Raw genomic sequence first — 23,389 nt, 5'->3', positions numbered from 1 at the left:
TTCGCGCTCACCCTTCAAATCATCCTTCCCGCACCTTGGCGATGAACTTCTCGACTTCGGCCTGAAGAATGCTCGATTGCTTGCCAAGCTCGACAGCAGCGGACATGACCTGAGTGGATGCCGCCGCCGCTTCCTGAGATGCTCTGGAAACGGACTCGATATTCTCATTGACCACTTCGGTTCCCTGTGCGGCATGGAAAATGCTGCCGGAAATCTCTTTCGTCGCCGCATTTTGCTCTTCCATTGCCGAGGCGATTGCTGTCGAGATTTCATCAAGACTCTGAATAACGTGGCTGACTTCCTGCATCGAGGTCGAGGCTTCTCCCGTTGCCGTCTGAATTTCCTCGATCTGTTGAGCGATTTCATCGGTCGCCTTGGCCGTCTGCCCTGCCAGCGCCTTCACTTCACCGGCTACCACGGCAAATCCCTTGCCAGCTTCCCCAGCCCGTGCGGACTCGATCGTGGCATTCAGAGCCAGAAGGTTGGTTTGCTCTGCAATGCTCGAGATCATCTCGACGACCTTGCCAATCTTGGATGACGTTTCTGCAAGCATCGTCATCTGCTTCGTGGTGAAGTTGACCTTGTTGACCGCTTCACGCGCCGATTTCGACGCCTGCAAGACCTGCTCGCTGATCTCGCCAATCGTGCTTGTCATCTCCTCGGTCGCACTCGCCACGGTTTGAACGTTGCCCGATGTCTGCTGGGAAGCAGCAGAAGCCTGCGTCACCTGCTTTTCCGTCCGCTCGGAAACATCGGCCATGGACTTGGCACTGGCATTGAGCTCTTCGGACGCGGAAGAGACGGACTGTACGATACCGCCGACATGGGCATCAAAATCATCTGCCATCTTGAGCATCATCGCCCGCTTTTCTTCTTCGGCGCGCCGCGCCTGTTCTTCCTGTTCGGCCTCAAGATCCCGTGCCCTGATGGCATTGAGCTTGAAGACTTCTACCGCCGAGGCCATTTGCCCGATCTCATCGCCACGTTCAGAGCCGAGAATCTTGACCGTGAGGTCATTATGGGCCAGCCGTGCCATCACCGTGGTGAGCGTCAGAACCGGCTTGGTGATCCCCCGCGCAATGATAAAGGCGCTGACGAGCCCCACGAACACGGCAACCACGCCCACGACAATCAGCATCATTTGCGTGGAATGGATCTGCGCATTCACTTCGGCCTGCGTGCTTTCCTCATCCGCTTTTGCCAAAGCGGTAATGTCCCTCGACTTCGCCAGAATGTCCGATGCTCCAAGATCGAGCGTTTGCTCACGGATCTGATTGCTTTCCTCGATCGACTGGAACATCATCTCGAATGATGTCCGGTAGAGATCTTCCTTGTTCAAAGCCTCTTCAATAAGGTCAAGCTGCGCAGAACCCGCCAGAAGTCCTTTGATTTCCTTAAGCTTTTTCTCAAGGCTTCTAAGATTGTCATTCACAAGATCCGCGGACTTCCTGTTGCTGTCAGCCCAGTATTTCATAACGAACAGGCGTGCCAGCAATAGGTGTTTCTCTGCATCGGCAACTCTGTCCATCACCACAATCTGATTGCTGTCAAAGGCATTTTCACGAATGGAGTCGAGCGCCTCCATAACCCTCGTCCCGGCAGGGGCTATCACATCATAGAGCAAAGTGTGAAACTTCCCTTTGTGCCTCGTAATGTCGGAAAAGCCCGTTTTGTACGAATTGAGATGATCATCAATCTTGTTCAGAAGCGCGACGCGATCAGGCTGCTGTAGTTCTCCCTTTGCGTCAACCATGAGATTGAGAACGTTGTCATATTGAGAATTGAAGCGTATCGCAGCCTCTTTCGCCCCCTCGGGCGTAATGGTTGCAACATATTCACGCGCTGCCAGTTGAGTTTCCAAAACGGCGCGCTGAAAATCGGAAACAAGCAATGCGTCGCCCGCCTTGTCTCCATAGAAAACGATCCTCTTTTCAAGGCTCGCCATTTGCAGAGCCCCATACACCGTCATGCCTACCAGCAGAAGTAGGACGATCGTGAATCCCAAATAGATTCTGTGCCCGATCTTGAAGCCCATCGACTTCTTCGAAGACGCCTGCTCCGCAGGTCTGCTGGTGATAGCTGACAAGTTTGCGTCTGATACAATAGCCCCGGTCTGCAACGACATCCCTTGTGTCTCCAAACAAAACTAAAAAGAGCGAATAGTAGTCACTGCAATTCAAGCTTTCTAATTATGGTTAACAAAAGATTAACAATTGCTGGCGAATTAAGATTGTCTTAATAACCGATTGATGCAAAATGACATATTTAGTTTATTAATTGTTATAATTACCGATTTATACGGCAGAAACCAATATTTCGGATAAGGATAGCGACAGACCTGAACAGAATTATTGCCAAAAAGCATTTATAATATAAATACTTACAGTTACGTTTATTATATTTGAATATGTAAAACTGAGAAATGAAATGCGCACTCGGCAGTCAAATACCAAAATAAATGCCGCGAGCCTGTCGACCCGCGGCAATGATTTAGTGTCAAGATTTCCTGATCCTTCACCTGTCGCCATTCACGGTGACAGGTGCTGAGGATGCGCAGAAGCCATCATGCTAACCCTGGCGGATATGCGTAATGAAGCTGTTGACCTCTTCCTTCAGGAACTCGGACTGTTTTTGCAGCTCGCTTGATGCTTGCATGACCTGGTTGGCTTCCTGCGCAGACTTCTGAGAAGCAACGGAAACTGTTGAGATGCTTCCATTGACAATCTCGGTCCCGCGTGCGGCCTGTTGAATACTATTTGAGATTTCGTTGGTCGCACCGGTCTGCTGCTCCATAGCGGTCGCAATCGTCGCGGTGAAAATGTCGAGCTGTTCGATGACATGACTGACATCCTGCATCGACAGGGACGCTTTTTCAGTACCAGACTGAATCTCATGAATTTGATGCGCGATTTCATCTGTCGCCTTGGCGGTTTGGCCAGCAAGTTCTTTGACTTCGCCTGCAACCACCGCAAATCCCTTGCCAGCTTCGCCAGCGCGGGCAGATTCGATCGTTGCATTAAGCGCCAACAGGTTGGTCTGTTCGGCAATCTGGGAAATCATCTCGATGACTTCACCGATTTTGGTCGAATTCTGTGCGAGCAAGACCATCTGCTCATTCGTCGCATCAACCTTGCCAACAGCATCTTTAGCGGACTGCGACGCCTGTTTGACCTGCTGACTGATTTCAGCAATCGTGCTGGTCATTTCCTCAGTCGCAGTTGCAACAGTCTGAACATTGCTGGAGGTCTGCTCGGAAGCTGCCGAAACCTCTGACACCTGATGTTCGGTCTGTTCCGAAGCTTCAGCCATCGAGCTGGCGCTCGAATTGAGCTGCACGGAAGCGGTAGACACGCTATCAATGATTCCGCCGATATGCTCGTTGAAATTATCTGCCATTTTTTCCATCATGGCGCGTTTTTCAAGTTCGGCGCGTTTGGCCTGCTCTTCCTGTTCTGCTTCCAGCTGCTTGGTACGAATGGCATTTTGCTTGAAGATTTCGACGGCACCAGCCATCTGGCCCACCTCATCTCCCCTGTCCTTGCCGACCACATCGACTTCAAGATTGTTGTTGGAGAGCAATTGCATCACTTTTGTGAGTGAGATCACGGGTTTGGTAATGCTGTTTGAAATCAGGAAGGCTGCAACAAGGCCGATGACAATGGCAACGATGCTGACAATCAATGTAAGCTCACGTGTGCTATCAAAGCTTGATTGCACGGTGCCCTCGATCGACTTGCTGTCTTTGGTCAGGGAAACGACGATTTCTGAAGCCAGAGTCAGAATTTCATTTGCCTTGCCATTGAGCGTTTCCACACGCACGCTATTCCGCTCGTCAATCGTCTGCCGCAACAGTTCAACCGACTTCTCATATTCATCCAGCTTCTTGATCAAGGCAGTCAGGTCGCTTGTAACCGGCCCTGAGGGAAGCTTTCTTCTAAGTATTTGTTCGTGAGTGCGCAAGTCTTCAAAATTCTTAATGACACTATCAGCTGTCTCTGACTTGTTGTCATCGACATACTTCATGATGTTCAAACGCCCCTTGAGCATGTTTTCCTGAATTTTCGCTGCATGCAGAGCCAGAGTGCTGTCCATGGACGTCGAGAGACTTTGGTTGATATTGTTGACCCTGTCATTCACCTCGTTGCCAATTTTTGCCATCGTGGTGTAGATCGTCAGATTCCGCAAATTCATCAACTCGACCAACCGCTCAAAACCGGCCTTGTAGGTGGCCAGATTCTCGTCAATCTTTTCGATCCGGCTCACACGATCCGAATTGTGGATCTCTTCGTGCACCTGAGCGAGAATTTCTTCCAGCACACGATATTCATCCTTGAATTTCTTTTCATTCTCAGGTGTCGCCGTGGACATGAAGTTCAGGGCAGAAAGCTGCACATTTGTAAGTTGGGTCTTGAGGTTGGTGGCAAGAACGGCGTCTGCCGCGAAGTCACCATAATGCTCGAAATTCGCGTCCAGCTGATTGAGGCTACGGTATGAGAATGTCGAGAGCCCAGCGATAATCAGAAGCACGAAAATGAACCCACCAAATATTCGGTAACCGATTTTCATGTTTGAAAAGGCCAGGGATTTTTTTTTGGAATTCGGCGAAAGAGTGGCCCCTTGTCCACTCGCGAGATCCGAAACTACGGAACTATCCGACATTGTTCATGCCCCCATTATTGTTTGGAAAAGACGGGTTTGACGCACACACTTCGATAAAGAATAATATTTGAATGTATGGTAAATTTTTCCTTAAAATTCGGAGATTTGTTATCTATAACAAAGTAAAAGTCATAAAATCATAAGATAAAATCATTTCTTTATTGTAATAAATTACAGGGATTGTCAAACTTTACTAATACGGATCAGCTATGTAGTTTTGTCTATGTCAGTTTTATTGATTTCAAATATTTTGAAGTTTGAAATAAAAAACCGCGGGTAAATACCCACGGTTCATGCAGTTCATAAATGGAATAGTGGCGTTACTTGTCGACAGCACCCTGAATTTTTTTAAGACGCGCCAATCGCAATTCTGCTTCTTGCCGCAGGTCCGCATTCTCGGCGTCCTCGATATCTTGTTCCGCGGCCTTGATGAGTTCAACGACCTTTTCGTGATCCAGTTCTTCAACAGGCAAAGCCTGCTCTACCAGAACCTTCAAACTGCCGCCATTCACATCAGCAAAACCACCACGAACATAAATATCGCGGCGGCTGCCATCTTCCAGTTGAGCCTCGAGAATTCCCGGACCGATAGACGCTATCACGGGAGCATGATCGTCGAGTACGGTGAAGTAACCGTCGGACCCTGGTACGATAACCGCAACGCAGGCCTCAGAAAGAACAAGCCTCTCTGGTGATACAAGTTCAAAGCTGAAAGCATTGGCCATAACAAATACCTACTTTCTTCCCGCTTGCGCGCGCTTTCCCGTCAAGCCCTCGCGGGCCGGAAAATGAATCGCGCCTTGACAAACAGTAGGAGCATGCCGAATGTCGCTTGACCAATCGACATGCCCTTAATGGAGTGACATTGCCTACGCAGCGTCAGCAGCGAGTTTTTCTGCTCTTTCGACGGCTTCCTCAATGGACCCAACCATATAGAAAGCAGCTTCTGGCAGATGATCATACTCACCATTGCAAAGACCCTTGAAGCCCTTGATGGTGTCTTCCAGCGAAACCAGTTTGCCAGGAGAGCCGGTAAAGACCTCCGCAACATGGAACGGCTGGGAGAGGAACCGCTCGATTTTACGAGCGCGTGCAACAGCCATTTTGTCGTCTTCAGACAACTCGTCCATACCGAGGATGGCGATAATGTCCTGAAGAGCTTTATAGCGCTGCAAGGTTTCCTGTACCTGACGGGCAACCTGATAATGCTCTTCACCGATAACACGCGGGTCAAGCATACGGGATGTCGAGTCAAGCGGATCCACTGCCGGATAGATGCCTTTTTCAGCAATCGCACGGTTCAGAACCGTCGTTGCATCCAGGTGGGCAAAGGAGGTCGCTGGTGCCGGGTCAGTCAAGTCATCGGCCGGCACATAAATGGCCTGCACGGATGTAATCGAGCCCTTGGTCGTTGTGGTAATACGTTCCTGAAGCGCGCCCATGTCGGTTGCCAGAGTTGGCTGGTAACCCACAGCAGACGGGATACGACCCAGAAGCGCAGACACTTCAGAACCGGCCTGTGTGAAGCGGAAGATGTTGTCCACGAAGAACAAAACGTCCTGACCTTCATCACGGAAATGCTCTGCGACCGTCAATCCGGTCAAAGCAACACGGGCACGCGCTCCGGGAGGCTCGTTCATCTGGCCATAAACAAGGGCGCATTTGGAGCCTTCTCCGCCGCCTTCCTTGTTCACGCCGGATTCGATCATTTCCCAGTAAAGGTCGTTCCCTTCACGGGTCCGTTCACCAACGCCTGCAAACACCGAATAACCACCATGGGCCTTCGCGATGTTGTTGATCAGTTCCATGATCAAAACGGTCTTGCCCACACCGGCACCACCGAACAGGCCGATTTTACCACCCTTGGCGTAAGGAGCCAGCAGGTCCACGACCTTGATGCCGGTTTCCAGAATTTCCGCTTCGGTGGACTGTTCGACAAAGGCCGGTGCTGGCTGATGGATTTCGCGGGTCAATGAGCCATCAAGCTCAGCCGCTTCATCCACTGGCTCGCCAACCACGTTGACAATACGGCCAAGCATCTGTTCGCCAACCGGCACTGCGATAGCTTTGCCGGTATCGGTTACGCCCTGACCACGCACAAGACCTTCGGTGCTGTCCATCGCGATGGTGCGAACGGTGTTCTCACCCAGATGCAAAGCAACCTCAAGTATGAGGCGATGACCATTATTTTCTGTTTCAAGTGCGTTCAGAATAGGTGGAAGTTCACCCTCGAACTGGACGTCCACAACAGCGCCGATAACCTGCGTGATACGTCCGGTAGCTTCAGTTGCTGCCATTCGTCTGTCCTCATCAATCGCCGTCAAAGCGCCTCAGCACCCGAGATGATTTCAATCAGTTCACCAGTGATCTGAGCCTGACGCTGACGGTTATATGAAAGTTCCAATTTCCCGATCATATCCCCGGCATTGCGTGTCGCATTGTCCATAGCGGACATACGAGCACCCTGCTCAGAAGCACCATTTTCAAGAAGCGCACGGTAAATCTGCACCGACACGTTTCTTGGCAAAAGATCCAAAAGGATTTGTTCCTCATCCGGCTCATATTCATAGATTGCACCGGATGATTCAGACCCATCGCCTTCATTCTCTTCAAAAACAGCCGGAATGATCTGTTGCGCAGTCGGCACCTGTGAAACCACAGACTGGAACCTCGCATAAAAGAGCGTGCAAACATCGAACTCGTCAGTCTCATATCGTGTGAGAACGGGACGTCCAATGCGTGCTTCGGCATCAGTAAACCGGATCGTCTTGACGTCGCGCATATCCACGACCTCAATAATATCCTTGCCGAATTCACTTTTAAGCGCGTCGTAGCCTTTGCTACCGACGCAGATCATCTTGACTGTTTTGCCCTCAGCTTTCAAAACGCGAGCCTTATCGCGCGCCAAGCGAGCGATAGAAGAGTTGAAGCCGCCACAAAGACCACGTTCAGCCGTGCAAACCAGAAACAGATTGGTCTGATCAGACCCGGTTCCAGCCAACAGCTTGGGTGCGTCATTGTCGATTGCACACCTGGAAGCCACGTTGGCCAGCACCTCTTCCATCCGTTCGGCATAGGGCCGCGCATTTTCCGCCGCGCTTTGCGCACGGCGGAGTTTGGCAGCCGCAACCATTTGCATGGCTTTGGTAATCTTCTGCGTCGCCTTAACCGAGGCGATACGATTTTTGAGGTCCTTAAGGCTTGGCATAATAGCCTCCGTTCCCCGTCAGTCTCAACATTTACGCGAAATTCTTCGCGAATGCGTCAACCGCCGCCTTCAGTTTGGATGTAATTTCGTCGTCCAGTGCTTTCTTCTCGCGAATCATATCGAGCACATCCTTGTGCTCGTTACGCATCACGGAAAGAAGACCTTCTTCGAAATCGTGAACCCGACCCACTTCAACATGATCCAGATAACCGTTCACACCGGCATAGATCACAGCAACCTGCTCTTCCACCTTGAGCGGAGAGAATTGCGGCTGTTTCAGAAGCTCGGTAAGACGGGCACCACGGTTCAGCAGGCGCTGGGTGGTTGCGTCCAGATCGGAGCCGAACTGCGCAAAGGCAGCCATTTCGCGATACTGGGCCAGCTCACCCTTAATGGGACCGGCAACCTGTTTCATAGCCTTGATCTGCGCAGAAGAACCCACGCGGGAAACCGACAGACCAACGTTCACAGCAGGGCGAACACCCTGATAGAACAGGTCGGTTTCAAGGAAGATCTGACCATCGGTGATCGAAATCACGTTGGTTGGAATAAAGGCCGAAACGTCGTTCGCCTGGGTTTCAATCACCGGCAGAGCGGTCATGGAACCAGCGCCGTTATCTTCATTCAGTTTCGCTGCGCGTTCAAGCAGACGGGAATGCAGATAGAAAACGTCACCAGGATAAGCTTCACGTCCCGGTGGGCGGCGGAGCAACAAGGACATCTGGCGATAGGCGACAGCCTGTTTGGTCAAGTCATCATAGACAAGGAGGGAATGCATCCCGTTGTCACGGAAGAACTCGCCCATTGCACAACCGGAAAATGGAGCCAGATACTGCATTGGAGCAGGATCGGACGCGGTCGCGGCAACAACGATGGAATATTCCAGAGCGCCATTTTCTTCGAGCGTTTTCACGAACTGAGCTACAGTCGAGCGCTTCTGGCCAACCGCGACATAGACGCAATAAAGCTTCTGGGACTCATCATCGGTATCGTTGACCGATTTCTGGTTCAGAATGGTATCGAGCGCAATCGCGGTCTTGCCGGTCTGACGGTCACCAATGATCAGCTCGCGCTGACCGCGACCGATCGGGATGAGCGCATCAACAGCCTTGAGGCCGGTCTGCATTGGTTCGTGAACGGATTTGCGCGGGATGATACCCGGTGCCTTCACATCCACACGACGGCGTTCATCGGCCTCGATTGGGCCTTTGCCGTCAATTGGGTTACCGAGCGGATCAACGACACGGCCCAAAAGGCCCTTGCCGACAGGTACGTCAACGATGGCGCCGGTCCGTTTGACCACATCGCCTTCCTTAACGCCGCGGTCGTCGCCGAAAAGCACGACGCCGACATTGTCCATTTCAAGGTTGAGCGCCATACCGCGCATTCCACCAGGGAATTCCACCATCTCACCAGCCTGGACATTATCCAGACCATAGACGCGGGCGATACCGTCACCAACAGACAGAACCTGACCAACTTCGGAGACTTCTGCGTCTGAACCGAAGTTTTTGATCTGCTCTTTGAGGATTGCGGAAATCTCCGCGGCCCGAATATCCATCAGCCGACCTCTTTCAGTGCAATCTTGAGCGAGTTGAGTTTAGTGCGCACAGAGGAGTCAATCATCTGCGAACCTACTTTGACGACAAGGCCACCCAGAATTTCTGCGTCAACCTTGGCATGAATTGCAATTTCCTTGCCCATTGCTTCCTTGAGCGACGCGGTCAGCGTCTTCAGATCGGCATCATCAAGAGGCTGCGCCGATGTGACTTCAGCCACTTGCTCACCACGATGACGGGAAAGAATTTTGCGAAAAGCTTTGATAATGCCGGGCAGGGAAGAAAGCCGGCGATTATGAACAACGACACGAACGAAATTTCCGACGATGCCAGTAATTTCAGCCTTCTCCAACAAAGCGGAGGTTCCGGCCAGTTGCTCGTCGGCAGTGAAGACCTGACTTTCGATCAGTCGCGCGAAATCTTCACTTTCATCGATGATGGCACCAACGCGAGCCATGTCTGCCTCGACCGCATCGATTGCCTTTTCTTCAAGAGCGAGATCAAACAACGCTTTTGCGTAACGATCAGCCACTCCTGATATCTCTGAATTAGTATCTGTCACTTGGTCGCTCTCTGACATTTGGAGAATGCTCCCAACATTCAATTTAAGGCGAAGACCACTATGAGGACCCACTGCCTTACTGGGAGTATGTCTCATCTGTCCGGGGATGTTTAACCCTGAAACCGCTAGCTCGTCTAGCACAAGCAATGAGCATGCGCAACATTGGGATCAAAGTCAAAAGTCTTAAATCGTGCCTAAAACACGATGGACAAAGCATTTTGTACACTAAAATCCTTATTCTGCAATCCGCATTTTCTAAACGAAAGACACCGGGTCTACATCAATTTGTATACGTAAAGATCCTGTGGTTTTGGGGCAGTCTTGAAGCCACTGACGAAGCCATTGAGACAGCGGAAAATTTCTGGGAGCACTGACAAGCAGACGAAAGCGAAAACGCCCGCGAAGCACAGAAAGCGGGGCTTCCGCAGGCCCAAGCACCCTCACGCCTTCGGTGTGAGGAACCGCCCGGATCATATCCCGACCATAGGCCAGAGCGGCCTCCCTGTGCTCACAGGACAAGATGACGGACGCCAGTCTTCCAAAAGGTGGCATGGCTGCTTTGCGACGTTGGTCTAATTCATATGTGTAAAACTCTTCCCGATCGCCCTTCGCAAGCGCAGCAATAACTGGATGATCCGGTATATAGCTCTGCAAAAAACCGCGTCCTTGTCCATGCAAGCGCCCGGCCCGACCCGTCACTTGGGCTAAAGTCTGAAAGACTTTTTCACCAGCACGCAGGTCGCCATGGGCAAGCCCCAAATCCGCATCGATCACCCCCACAAGGGTCATTGCCGGGAAATTATGTCCCTTTGCAACCAATTGTGTGCCTATTACGATGTCTGCCTTGCCCGAGGAAACCAGCTCCAATTCCGCTCGCAGCTGTTGCACACCATGGATGAGATCGCTTGAAAGAATCACGATACGTCGATCCGGCCACCGGCTCGCGGCCTCTTCGGCAATTCGCTCGACTCCGGGACCACAGGCCACGAGACTATGCTCATCGCCACACTGTGGACAGACAGGTGGGACCGCTTCCGTATGGCCGCAATGGTGACAAACCAATTGCTTGCGAAATCGGTGTTCGACCAGCCATGTCGAGCAATTCGGGCACTGAAAGCGATGCCCGCAGGTGCGGCACAGCGTCAGAGGCGCATAGCCTCGCCGATTGAGGAACAGCAGGCTCTGCTGCTTCGCCTCAAGCGTTTCATCAACCGCCTGCACCAGAAGAGGCGACAGCCAGCTACCCTTCTCGGGAGGATCGGCTCTCATATCGATGAGCGTGATGTCCGGCATAGACTGCCCACCGAAACGGCTGGGCAGCCTTATATGCTCATAGCGTCCAAGATCGGCATTGTTACGGCTCTCGACCGAGGGAGTCGCACTGGCCAGAATGACCGGAAAACCGGACAAGTGCCCCCGAACAACAGCCATGTCGCGGGCATTATAGATCACCCGGTCTTCCTGCTTGTAGGCGCCATCATGCTCTTCATCGACGACAATCAACCCCAGATTCTGAAAGGGCAGCATCAGCGAAGAGCGCGCGCCGACAACAACCCGCACGTCTCCTGTCGCAACGCCACGCCAGATCAGATTCTTGTAGCGCTGGGACTGACCGGAATGCCACTCACCGGGGCATACACCGAACCGCGCTTCGAAACGCTTGAGGAATGCATCGGTCAGGGCAATTTCAGGCACCATGATCAGCACCTGCTTGCCCTGGTCCAGCACCTCGGCCACCGCCTCGAAATAGACCTCCGTCTTGCCGGAACCCGTCACACCATCGAGCAGCACTCCGGCAAATTGCTGCTCTTTGACGATTCGGCGCAGCTCCGCAGCCGCACTGTCCTGCATTTCGGACAAGGAAGGTGGCGAGAAATTCGCCTGCGGAGGCTCCATGAGAACAGGGGCAGGCAGTTCACACATGGAGAGCGTGCCGGATTTGACCAGTCCATCGATGACGGAAGCAGACACGCCGCACCGCTCGGCAATATCAGACTTGGTCTCTGCCAATCCCCCCGCCATCGCCTCAAGAACTCGCGCACGCGCCTTTGTCATACGCTCCGGAGCATCTCCGATAAAGCGTAACGCCGAAACGGGTTTGGGAGGCAGAAGCGCGTCTTCCCCTCGCAGAACCATGCGTAGAACCATACCGCGCTGGGCAAGCGTATATTGCGCAATCCAATCGATGAATTTTCGAAAATCGCCGCTCAGGACCACGCCATCATAAACATGCTCGATATCCTTGAGTCGCGATTCGTCGGAGAATTCGCTCGCGTCATCCCACACCACACCAAGCACGGATCGTGGTCCCAAAGGCACCCTGACCACTTGCCCCGGTTCGATCCTGACGTCTGTCCCCTCTCCCGCCGCTTCATCAAAAAGTTCCAAACCCCGTGCACGAACGCGATAGCTGTAGCAACTATCCACATAGACAGGCACAAGAACTGAGACAATTTGGCATATTAACGACAAGATGATCCCTTTTATTTATTTCATCATACAAAATAAATGACTTATACCTTTGAACGGGGCTGACGCACCTAAAACTTTGGTTTATGGAACATATGACATTCCGTCTGCGATTTCCAATTCGGTTCTCGCAAGTATACATGGCTAACGGAAACGGAGCACTGAGGACAATGAAATTCTTCGTCGATACTGCTGATACCAAAGATATTCGCGAACTGGCATCCACCGGTCTTATTGACGGTGTTACCACCAACCCATCACTGATCGTCAAGTCCGGACGTGATTTCAAAGAAGTTATCGCCGAGATTTGCGGGCTGACCGACGGTCCGGTTTCCGCAGAAGTGACTGCACTGGAAACCGAAGCCATGCTCGCCGAAGCAAAGGAATTGCTGAAAATCGCAAACAATGTGGCGATCAAGGTTCCTTTGACACTGGATGGTTTGAAAACCTGCAAGGCTCTGACCGATGAAGGCCACATGGTCAATGTGACTCTCTGCTTCTCTGCCAACCAGGCCCTTCTGGCTGCAAAGGCCGGTGCCACCTTCATCTCCCCATTCATCGGGCGTCTGGACGACCTCAATATCGATGGCATGGAGCTGATCGAAGACATCCGCACCATTTATGACAATTACGGTTTTGAAACCGAAATTCTGGCAGCGTCCATCCGTACCGCCAACCACGTGAAAGAATGTGCATTGGCAGGTGCCGACGTGGCAACCATTCCACCAGCTGTCATCAAGGGTCTTGCAAACCATGCCCTCACCGACAAAGGCCTTGATGCCTTCATGAAAGACTGGGCAAGCACGGGTCAATCGATCCTGTAAGAAACACCATGGGCGTCAAGCAATGATGCGAGCGACTGCCAGAGGCCACAAAAGCGCCGCAAAACAATCAAATTGACGCCTTAAAGATTAAGTAAATCTTCTCCCCGATGCTGAATACAGCATCGGGGTTTTTATATTTCATTCCAGTTTGAAAGCGAGCTGAACCATGTCCAAAAAGCCGCTCACAGACGATTCGCCATTGATCATTGCAACACCATCCCTGCGCAAGGAACAGCAGGGCTGGCTCAAAAGTCTTGCCAATGAAAGACGGCTGTCCGATGCAACACTGGAAGCCTATGATCGCGACCTCGACCAGTTTTTTTCCTTTCTGACCATGCATATGGGTGAAACCGCTGATCTTGCGCTGTTTCCAGGATTGCGCCCCGCCGATATCCGCGCCTTCATGGCGCAGAGACGACGTGCCAACATATCCTCCAGATCCCTGGCCCGCAGCCTTGCCGGTATCCGCTCTTTCGTTCGGTATCTGGAAGAAAAGGGTCTGGCCGAAAGCGCCCCCTTCAACGCCATTCAAACCCCCAAATATTCGCGCTCCCTGCCGAAACCCCTTAGCGTGGAAAAAGCGCAAAGGCTGGTCAGCCCCGAACAGTCACTCGCAACCGAACAATGGGTCGTAGCACGGGACAGCGCCGTTATGCTTCTTCTTTATGCGGTTGGCCTGAGGATTTCCGAAGCTCTGGCACTGACACCCAAAACAGCACCCTTTCCGGGACAGGATGCCATGACCGTGACAGGCAAGGGCGGCAAGCAAAGGCGGCTCCCGGTTCTACCGATCGTTCAATCGGCGCTGCAAAATTATGTCTCATTCTGCCCGTTTGATCTGGACCCGGACGAGGCCCTTTTCCGAGGCGTCCGCGGTGGTCCGCTCAGCCCGAGAATCATTCAGAAAACCATTGCATCGATGCGCTCGTCGCTCGGCCTGCCCGATAGTGCCACACCGCATGCCTTGCGCCATTCCTTTGCGACCCATCTTCTGGCGAATGGCGGCGACTTGCGCACCATCCAGGAACTTCTCGGGCATGCAAGCCTGTCAACAACTCAGGCCTACACCGAGGTAGAAATGTCTGAACTCATGGATATCTATCAAAAAGCCCATCCCCGTTCCTGAGATTTGTCCACATGAGGGATTGCCAAATCTGGCGCAAATACAATCGAATAGACCCCAATTGACTATTCAATCACCCGTTTTGTTGTAGAAAGCCAATATTACAACGTTAAAAATTACAATTAGTGAGAGTTTTAAGGTTTGTTTTTGCTATAAGTCGATAATGCACAATAATAATCAATTAAAATTCGAATTAAACTGGATTTACTCGACTTTCATTTTATGGTTTTTTAACAACCCCGTAACAAATTTCGCTTTATAATGCTATTAATACCACAATTGAAGGCTCGAACGTCCTTCGAGACGACCTCACGAGATTTCGGTGGAACACAAAATGACTTATCGGGCAGTAATCCTATTCGCCTCCTTCATCTCCATGTCAGCATTGGCACAGGCAGGGGAATGTGTCACATCCCAGACTCTCGGTGTTTGGGAGAACCCATTTGCCGGTCACCGTGAAGATCTGACCAAGCTGGAAATCAAGGAAATCTGCAACGCCCATACCGTGCCCCATATTCAGGTCAAGGCCTATACGGCCTGCGCCCCTCGCGACTGCACCTGGGGCCGTTCAATTGCTCATCAGTCCAACGACACGAGCCTTGAAGTGGGTTACAACACCTTCTTCGCCCGCCGCACCGTCACTGTATCGATCAATGGCAAGCGCATGGACGCAACTGTCTATGACGACTTCCACGACCCCAGAAAAGCCAACACCAAGCGTTCCTTCGTGCTTTGGCGTAAATAGGGACAGGTGCGAGCAGCGGTGCAAACGCATCAGCTCACGAAACATTGCAAGCATTTATCGTCACATCGAAACCCCGATGATGTCCGGCATCGTGGAGAGCTGCGCGTTGGCTCGATATCATCAGCACGAAAAAAGCCGCCCAAATCTGAGCGGCTTTGTCTCTGTCCCGATCCGAAGCGCAAAGCGATCTGCGCCATCGAAACGATCACCAATTACATATGAATTGGCCGTTTATCGACCGCCAAAGCCGCTTCCTTGACGGCTTCAGAGAGCGTCGGATGGGCGTGAATGGTCCGCGCCAAATCCTCAGCAGACCCCGAGAAAGCCATCAGAACCGATGTTTCGTGAATGAGTTCACCAACACCAGCGCCGATCATATGCACGCCCAACACCTTGTCCGTGACCTTGTCGGCGAGAATCTTGACAAAGCCGTCAGTGTGACGCTGAGCCTTGGCCCGACCGTTGGCCGAGAAGGGGAATTTGCCGACATTATAGGCAATGCCCTCTTCCTTGAGCTTTTCTTCGCTTTTACCGAGCACCGCGATTTCAGGCATGGTGTAGACAACCCCAGGCACCAGATTGTAATCGACATGACCCGCCTGCCCTGCAAGGATCTCGGCCAGCGCCACGCCATCATCTTCAGCCTTGTGAGCCAACATCGGGCCTTCAATCACGTCGCCGATCGCATAGATGCCATCGACATTTGTCTTGAAATGCCCGTCAGTTGCTACCCGGCCGCGCTCATCAAGCGCAACCCCTGCCGCTTCAAGCCCCAATCCTTCGGTAAAGGGACGACGACCAATGGCAACAAGCACGATATCGGCATCCAGCTCGGAAGCGTCCCCACCCTTGGATGGTTCGATGGTTACCTTGAGACCTTTCTTGTGCTTCTCAACGCCCGTCACCTTGGCACCGAGCTTGAAGTCAAAGCCCTGTTTCTTGAACATGCGTTCGGCATTCTTTACGATCTCGCCATCCATGCCAGGCAGAATATGATCCAGGAACTCGACAACCGTGACCTCAGAACCCAAGCGGCGCCAGACCGAGCCCAGCTCGAGACCGATCACACCGGCGCCAACAACGACCAGTTTGCCCGGCACCTTATCGAGCGCCAACGCGCCAGTTGAGGAAACAACATGGCTTTCGTCGATATCAATGCCCGGCAATGTTGCAACATCAGAGCCGGTCGCAATGACGATATTCTTGGTTTCAACGATCTGAACATCGCCTTTGTCCGGCGTGACCTCAACCTTCCCGGCAGACAGAATCTTGCCAACTCCATGGAATGTATCGATTTTGTTCTTCTTGAACAGGAAGTCGATGCCCTTGACGTTGCCGTCAATGACTTCGTCCTTGTGCGCCATCATCGCCTTGAGATCGAGCGTTGGCTTGCCAACCTTGATACCCATATTGGCAAAATCATGCCCTGCTTCCTCGAACAATTCCGAAGCGTGCAGAAGCGCCTTTGAAGGAATACAGCCCACATTCAGGCAGGTGCCGCCATGGGTGCTTCTTTTTTCGACCACAGCCACTTTCATGCCCAGTTGCGCAGCGCGAATTGCGCAAACATAACCACCAGGGCCGGTACCGATGACGACAAGATCGTATGACATTTCATTCACTCCTGCACTATGCTGGATTATTGTGGCGAGCGTTGCGCCAAACGAAAAAAACGGGGCCCGCAAATCGAGCCCCGCCACCAATTTCTATCAGCTTACAGATCCAGAACGAGGCGCTGAGGATCTTCGAGCCCTTCCTTGACGCGAACAAGGAAAGTCACGGCTTCCTTGCCATCAACGATACGGTGATCATAGGAAAGCGCCAGATACATCATTGGCCGAATGACGATCTCGCCATTGCGAACCACCGGACGGTCTTCAATGCGGTGCATGCCCAGAATACCGGACTGGGGCGCATTGAGAATAGGGGTCGACATCATGGAGCCATAAACACCACCGTTGGAAACGGTGAAAGTGCCACCCTGCATTTCTTCAATCGTCAGCTGTCCATCGCGTGCCCGGCGACCGAAGTCGGCAATTGCCTTTTCAATCTCGGCAATGGACATCTGGTCCGCATCGCGAACAACCGGAACGACAAGACCGCGAGGTGAGCCAACGGCAACACCAAGATGGACAAAATGCTTGTAGATCAGGTCGGTACCATCGATCTCTGCATTGACGGCCGGAATTTCTTCAAGTGCCTTGCAGATCGCTTTGGCAAAGAAGCCCATGAAGCCGAGACGGACGCCATGCTTCTTCTCGAACAGATCCTTATATTCCTTGCGCAAGGACATCACCGCAGACATGTCCACATCGTTGAATGTGGTCAGCATGGCAGCTGTATTCTGTGCGTCCTTCAAACGACGAGCGATTGTCTGGCGCAGTTTGGTCATGCGCACCCGCTCTTCACGCTCCGCATCAACAGGTGCAGAAGCCGGACGGGCGACGGGCGCAGAAGCAGGAACGCCCGCAGGTGCGGTAGCCCCGGCAGCGATCGCATTGATCACGTCACCCTTGAGAACCTGTCCGCGAACCCCGGTACCGGAAACAGCGCTCGGATCGATTTTCTGCTCGGTCATCATCTTTGCAGCACTTGGCGCAGGTGGCATTGCGGTCGCTGCCGGTGCCGCGGCAGGAGCCGGAGCGGGGGCTGCCTTTGGTTCCCCTTTTGCCTCGGTTTTGGGAGCCGGAGCAGCTGCTGCTCCTTCCCCTTCCTGCAACATGGCAAGCAGCGCACCGACCTCGACGGTTTCGCCTTCTGCCGCAACGATATCGCCCAAGGTGCCGGATACCGGAGCGGGCACTTCGATGGTGACCTTGTCGGTTTCCAGTTCAACAAGAGGCTCATCAGCCTGAACAGCATCACCGGTTGCTTTGAACCACTGACCGATTGTCGCTTCGGTCACAGACTCGCCCAGAGTTGGGACTTTGATTTCCGTAGCCATTTATTTCTCTCACATATCACTTGGGTCAGCCGGTTACTCGGCAAACGCATCATCAAGGAAGGCCCGAAGCTGAGCCATATGTCTGCTCATCAGGCCGGTAGCTGTGGCAGCAGATGCCGGACGACCAATATAGGAAGGCCGCAAAACACTTGCTTCAATCTGATTGAGAACCCATTCCATATAAGGCTCGACAAAGGTCCAGGAACCCTGGTTTTTCGGCTCTTCCTGACACCAGGCGATATCTGCCTGCTTGAAGCGGCTGAGTTCCTTGACCAGGGTTTTGGCCGGGAATGGGTAAAGCTGTTCGACACGCATCAAATAGACATCATTGATACCGCGTTTCTCACGCTCCTCATAAAGGTCGTAATAAACCTTGCCGGTGCAGAGAATGACCCGCCGGATCTTGTCATCCGATGTCAGTTTGATTTCCTGACTCGGTCGGATTTCAGCATCATCCCACAACACACGGTGGAATGTGCTGCCAGCGCCCAGTTCAGCCAGATTTGAAATCGCACGCTTGTGGCGCAGCAGGCTTTTAGGTGTCATCAGGATGAGCGGCTTGCGGAAAGACCGCTTCACCTGCCGTCTCAGAATATGGAAATAGTTGGCCGGAGTGGTGCAGTTGGCGACCTGGATATTATCTTCGGCACAGGATTGGAGATAGCGTTCCAGACGGGCGGAACTATGTTCCGGACCCTGCCCTTCATAACCGTGAGGCAACAGCACGACCAGACCGGATGCACGGAGCCATTTGCGTTCAGCCGAGCTGAGGAACTGGTCAAAAACAACCTGCGCCCCGTTGGCAAAATCGCCAAACTGGGCTTCCCACATTGTCAGGCCTTTGGGCTCCGCAAGGGAATAGCCATATTCGAACCCGAGCACTGCTTCTTCCGAAAGCATCGAGTTGATCACTTCATAGCGGTTCTGACCCTCTGCGATATGGTTGAGCGGAATATAGCGTTCTTCGCTCTGCTGGTCATAAAGCACGGTGTGCCGCTGGGAGAAGGTGCCCCTTTCGCTGTCCTGCCCGGACAAGCGAACCGGATGGCCATCCTTGACAAGGGTACCGAAGGCCAGTGATTCAGCTGTTGCCCAATCGATTCCCTCTCCGGTTTCCATCATGTTGGCGCGGTTGTTAAGGAAGCGCTGAACTGTGCGATGCACGTTGAAATCATCGGGAATGGTTGTCAGCTTCTTGCCGACTTCCCGCAATTCCTCAACATCAACGCCGGTATTGCCGGAACGGCGATCATCTTCGGCGCTGGCGGTTGTCAAACCGGTCCATTTGCCGTCGAACCAATCCGCCTTGTTGGGCATGAAGCTTTGTCCGGCTTCAAATTCATCATCCAGCATCTTGCGCACATCAGCGCGCATCTGTTCAAGATCTTCCGGTTTGATCACGCCTTCAGCAATCAGCTTGTCCGCATAAAGCTGCAAGCTGGTCGGATGCTTGCGGATCTTCTTGTACATCAGCGGCTGGGTAAAGGCTGGCTCATCACCCTCGTTATGGCCGAACCGGCGATAACAGAACATGTCGATGACGACCGGCTTGCCAAACAGCTGACGGAATTCCGTTGCGATCTTGGCCGCAAAGACAACCGATTCAGGATCATCACCATTACAATGCAGAATGGGCGCCTCGATCATCTTGGCCAAATCCGAAGGATATGGTGAAGAGCGCGAGAAGCGCGGATAGGTGGTGAAGCCGATCTGGTTGTTGATGATGACGTGAATAGACCCACCGGTTCTGTGACCACGCAAGCCGGACAGGCCAAAGCACTCCGCAACCACACCCTGACCCGCAAAGGCCGCATCACCATGGATCAACAACGGCAACACAGAAGTACGATCAACTTCAGTCGTTTCGATGAAATTGCCATCCTCGGCGCAATGCTGATCCTGCTTGGCGCGAGCCTTGCCGAGCACAACAGGGTTCACGATCTCAAGATGCGAGGGGTTGGCGGTCAGAGACAAATGCACATTGTTGCCATCAAAGGCACGGTCGGACGACGCACCCAGATGATATTTCACATCTCCGGACCCTTCGACATCATCGGGAGTGATGGATCCACCCTTGAATTCATGGAAAATTGCGCGATGCGGTTTGCCCATCACCTGGGAAAGCACATTCAGGCGCCCACGGTGGGCCATTCCAAGAACAATCTGCTTGACGCCCATGGCGCCACCACGCTTGATAATCTGCTCAAGCGCCGGGATAAGGGATTCGCCCCCATCAAGACCAAAACGCTTGGTGCCGGTATATTTCAGATCGAGAAATTTCTCGAACCCTTCCGCTTCCACCAGTTTGTACAGGATGGCCTTCTTGCCATTCTCGGTAAAGGCGATCTGTTTGTCCGGACCCTCGATGCGCTCCTGAATCCAGGACTTCTCGGCCGGATCGGATATATGCATGAATTCCACCCCGAGAGTGGAACAATAGGTACGGCGCAGAATTTCGAGCATTTCCGGGATTGTCGCAAATTCGAGCCCCAGAACGTGATCGATGAAAATCTTGCGGCTATAATCTGCCTCGGTAAAGCCGTAGGACGAGGGATGCAGCTCCTCGTGATCTTTCGCTTCGGCCAGATTGAGCGGATCGAGATCCGCATGCAAATGGCCACGCATGCGATAGGCACGAATCATCATCAGGGCGCGAACCGAATCCCGCGTGGCCTGCTGGACCGCAGCATCGGTAAGCTCGACACCCTGACTTTGGGCCTTGGCCTTCAGCTTGTCGCCAAGCTTCTTCTCTTCGACAAAGAAGTCACCACCACCGGCAAGGGCTGAAACCATCTCACCATTGGATTCAACCGGCCAGTCAGCGCGTTTCCAGGAAGCACCCCTGGCATTGGCTTCGATATCGTTTTTGTTATCCTGAAGATCCCGAAAAAAGACCCGCCACTCTTCTTCGACTGACGTGGGATCTTTTAGATAACGGGCGTAAAGATCCTCAATATAGGACGCGTTACCTCCATAGAGGAAAGAAGATAACGCGAACGCTTCATTTGCGTCCTGACGTGCCATCGCCACCACCACCGGACCGATGTCCGGTCTCATTTTTCTGGTCCAGCACCATTGCTGACCCATCCTTGCGCCATAAGATAAGCACAAAGACTTACCTTATGGCAATTTCTTAGTGTCGCGCTTTTACTTACCCTTGAGCAAGTCAACCAAAGTGGTACCGAGACTTGCAGGAGAAGGAGAAACACGAATCCCTGCGCTTTCCATCGCAGCAATCTTGTCTTCAGCTCCGCCTTTGCCGCCAGAAATGACCGCACCGGCATGGCCCATGGTCCGGCCCGGAGGGGCGGTACGACCTGCGATGAAGCCGACCATTGGCTTTTTACGACCCTTGGCAGCCTCAGCTTTCAGCCATTCAGAGGCCTCCTCTTCGGCAGACCCACCGATCTCGCCGATCATGATGATGGATTCTGTTTCATCATCATCAAGGAACATATCGAGCATATCGATAAATTCGGTGCCCTTGACCGGGTCACCGCCAATCCCGACAGCCGTCGACTGGCCAAGGCCTTCATTGGTGGTCTGGAAAACCGCTTCATAGGTCAGGGTACCCGAACGCGAGACGATACCCACAGAGCCTTTCTTGAAGATGGAACCGGGCATGATGCCGATCTTGCATTCTTCCGGTGTCAGAACACCAGGGCAGTTCGGGCCAAGCAAACGAGCATCGGACTCTTCGAGACGACGCTTGACCTTGACCATATCCGCCACAGGAATGCCCTCGGTGATGCAGGTGATGAACTCGACGCCCGCTTCGATTGCCTCAATGATGGCAGCGCCAGCCCCTGCGGGCGGCACGTAAATGACCGAGGCGGTCGCACCGGTTGCCTCCTTGGCCTCCTTGACCGAGGCATAGATCGGCAGCTCGGCTGCGCATTCCATACCGGAAGACCAGGTTTCACCACCCTTTTTCGGATGCACCCCGGCAACCATCTTGGTGCCAAAATATTCAAGTGCCTGTTCGGTATGGAATGTACCGGTCTTGCCGGTAAGACCCTGAACGATGATTTTGGTGTCTTTGTTAACGAGAATTGACATCAGATCAGGCTCCCTTGACTGCGGCTACGATTTTCTGAGCAGCATCGTTGAGATCATCGGCTGCAATGACATTGAGATCGCTTTCAGCGATCAGTCGCTTGCCTTCCTCGACCCGCGTGCCTTCAAGGCGCACCACAAGCGGCACGCTCAGCCCGACTTCCTGAACGGCTGTCAGCACCCCTTGCGCAATCACATCGCAACGCATGATGCCGCCAAAGATATTGACCAGAATACCTTCAACATTCGGGTCGGATGTAATGATCTTGAAAGCTGCCGTTACCTTCTCGACACTGGCACCCCCACCAACATCGAGGAAGTTTGCAGGCTCTGCGCCATAAAGCTTGATGATATCCATCGTCGCCATGGCCAGACCGGCTCCCGTTGACCATGCAACCGATATTGCCGTCGAGAGCCACATAGGCCAGATCAAATTTGGATGCTTCAATTTCCTTGGCGTCTTCCTCGGTCAGATCACGCAAGTCCATGATCTCGGGATGACGGAAAAGAGCATTGCCATCAAAAGACACTTTGGCATCAAGCACGCGCAAACGGCCATTTTCCATGACGATGAGCGGGTTGATTTCCAGAAGAGACATGTCTTTTTCAATGAATGCCTTATAGAGGATCGGGAAAAGGAAAAGACCATCTTCCCTTGCGTCATCTTTCAGCCCGAGCGCATCGCACAGCACATGCGCATCGTCAGACGTGACGCCTGTTTTGGGATCGATTGGAACCGTAACGATCTTGTCGGGGGTCTCTTCAGCGACCGCCTCGATATCCATGCCGCCCTCTGTCGAGACCACGAATGCCACACGTCCGCATGACCGGTCCACCAACAGCGAAACATAAAGTTCGCGATCAATATCGGCACCATCTTCGATGTAGAGACGGTTGACCTGCTTGCCGGCTTCGCCGGTCTGCTTGGTCACCAGAGTGGAGCCCAGCATCTGCTGGACATACTGGACCACTTCGTCTTTGGAGAAAGCGAGCCGAACACCGCCTTTTTCGCCGGCAGCTTCTTCCTTGAATTTCCCCTTGCCGCGACCACCCGCGTGAATCTGGGACTTAACCACCCAGAGCGGACCGCCGAGCTTTTCGGCAGCCGAAGCTGCCTCGTCTGCTGAAAGAACAGGCACACCATCAGCCACAGGTGCACCATACTCCTTTAACAGAGCTTTTGCCTGATACTCATGAATATTCATGGGATCTCCCCTAGTCTTCAGATCGGCCCGACCAC

The 23,389-nt window shown here is 52.8% G+C and carries 15 protein-coding genes and 1 pseudogene; 3 read left to right on the top strand and 13 right to left on the bottom strand.

Features of this window, described 5'->3' with window-relative positions; translation table 11 throughout:
- Positions 1 to 19: 19 nt before the first annotated feature.
- The 8 genes from ACHZB8_RS16600 to ACHZB8_RS16565 form a co-directional block, all read right to left on the bottom strand.
- Positions 20 to 2,125: a methyl-accepting chemotaxis protein gene (locus tag ACHZB8_RS16600; RefSeq protein ID WP_316861951.1), complete on the bottom strand. Its 2,106-nt coding sequence runs from the start codon at positions 2,123 to 2,125 to the stop codon at positions 20 to 22.
- Between the two features lie 443 nt (positions 2,126 to 2,568).
- On the bottom strand, positions 2,569 to 4,566 hold the full coding sequence (locus ACHZB8_RS16595) for a methyl-accepting chemotaxis protein (protein ID WP_316861949.1): 1,998 nt from the start codon (positions 4,564 to 4,566) through the stop codon (positions 2,569 to 2,571).
- Positions 4,567 to 4,979: 413 nt separating this feature from the next.
- Positions 4,980 to 5,384 (bottom strand): F0F1 ATP synthase subunit epsilon, encoded by a 405-nt coding sequence (locus ACHZB8_RS16590; protein WP_316861948.1) that lies wholly within the window; start codon positions 5,382 to 5,384, stop codon positions 4,980 to 4,982.
- 144 nt (positions 5,385 to 5,528) lie between these two features.
- Entirely contained in the window at positions 5,529 to 6,956 is a 1,428-nt protein-coding gene (gene atpD / locus ACHZB8_RS16585; RefSeq protein ID WP_316861947.1) for a F0F1 ATP synthase subunit beta, read from the bottom strand.
- Positions 6,957 to 6,979: 23 nt separating this feature from the next.
- Positions 6,980 to 7,867, bottom strand: a complete 888-nt coding sequence (locus ACHZB8_RS16580; protein ID WP_316861945.1) for a F0F1 ATP synthase subunit gamma — start codon at positions 7,865 to 7,867, stop codon at positions 6,980 to 6,982.
- Between the two features lie 31 nt (positions 7,868 to 7,898).
- A complete protein-coding gene (gene atpA, locus ACHZB8_RS16575; RefSeq protein ID WP_316861942.1) occupies positions 7,899 to 9,428 on the bottom strand; it encodes a F0F1 ATP synthase subunit alpha in 1,530 nt (509 codons plus the stop codon).
- Positions 9,428 to 9,988, bottom strand: coding sequence for a F0F1 ATP synthase subunit delta (locus tag ACHZB8_RS16570; RefSeq protein ID WP_316861941.1), 561 nt, complete (start codon positions 9,986 to 9,988; stop codon positions 9,428 to 9,430). Before ACHZB8_RS16570 ends, atpA begins: the two co-directional genes overlap by 1 nt.
- 255 nt (positions 9,989 to 10,243) lie before the next feature.
- A complete protein-coding gene (locus ACHZB8_RS16565; RefSeq protein WP_316861939.1) occupies positions 10,244 to 12,460 on the bottom strand; it encodes a primosomal protein N' in 2,217 nt (738 codons plus the stop codon).
- 167 nt (positions 12,461 to 12,627) lie between these two features.
- Between ACHZB8_RS16565 and fsa the strand changes: the two genes are divergently transcribed.
- The 3 genes from fsa to ACHZB8_RS16550 all read left to right on the top strand — a co-directional run bounded on the left by fsa (position 12,628) and on the right by ACHZB8_RS16550 (position 15,149).
- Entirely contained in the window at positions 12,628 to 13,281 is a 654-nt protein-coding gene (gene fsa, locus ACHZB8_RS16560) for a fructose-6-phosphate aldolase (RefSeq protein ID WP_316861938.1), read from the top strand.
- Positions 13,282 to 13,447: 166 nt separating this feature from the next.
- Positions 13,448 to 14,407, top strand: coding sequence for a tyrosine recombinase XerC (locus tag ACHZB8_RS16555; RefSeq protein WP_316861937.1), 960 nt, complete (start codon positions 13,448 to 13,450; stop codon positions 14,405 to 14,407).
- Between the two features lie 331 nt (positions 14,408 to 14,738).
- On the top strand, positions 14,739 to 15,149 hold the full coding sequence (locus ACHZB8_RS16550; protein ID WP_316861936.1) for a hypothetical protein: 411 nt from the start codon (positions 14,739 to 14,741) through the stop codon (positions 15,147 to 15,149).
- Positions 15,150 to 15,361: 212 nt separating this feature from the next.
- On the opposite strand, the gene lpdA is transcribed toward ACHZB8_RS16550, so the two are convergent.
- From lpdA to sucC, 5 genes and pseudogenes are all read right to left on the bottom strand, one after another.
- Complete coding sequence (gene lpdA / locus ACHZB8_RS16545) at positions 15,362 to 16,762, bottom strand: dihydrolipoyl dehydrogenase (RefSeq protein WP_316861935.1); 1,401 nt, start codon at positions 16,760 to 16,762, stop codon at positions 15,362 to 15,364.
- Positions 16,763 to 16,863: 101 nt separating this feature from the next.
- A complete protein-coding gene (gene odhB, locus ACHZB8_RS16540; protein ID WP_316861934.1) occupies positions 16,864 to 18,093 on the bottom strand; it encodes a 2-oxoglutarate dehydrogenase complex dihydrolipoyllysine-residue succinyltransferase in 1,230 nt (409 codons plus the stop codon).
- Between the two features lie 33 nt (positions 18,094 to 18,126).
- Complete coding sequence (locus ACHZB8_RS16535) at positions 18,127 to 21,117, bottom strand: 2-oxoglutarate dehydrogenase E1 component (RefSeq protein WP_316862073.1); 2,991 nt, start codon at positions 21,115 to 21,117, stop codon at positions 18,127 to 18,129.
- A gap of 123 nt (positions 21,118 to 21,240) precedes the next feature.
- Positions 21,241 to 22,152, bottom strand: coding sequence for a succinate--CoA ligase subunit alpha (gene sucD / locus ACHZB8_RS16530; RefSeq protein WP_316861933.1), 912 nt, complete (start codon positions 22,150 to 22,152; stop codon positions 21,241 to 21,243).
- Positions 22,153 to 22,156: 4 nt separating this feature from the next.
- A pseudogene (gene sucC / locus ACHZB8_RS16525) lies at positions 22,157 to 23,354 on the bottom strand (ADP-forming succinate--CoA ligase subunit beta).
- Positions 23,355 to 23,389: the final 35 nt, after the last annotated feature.

This window comes from uncultured Cohaesibacter sp. (assembly GCF_963556055.3).
Taxonomy (GTDB): domain Bacteria; phylum Pseudomonadota; class Alphaproteobacteria; order Rhizobiales; family Cohaesibacteraceae; genus Cohaesibacter.
This window is presented reverse-complemented; position numbering and strand designations above follow the sequence as displayed.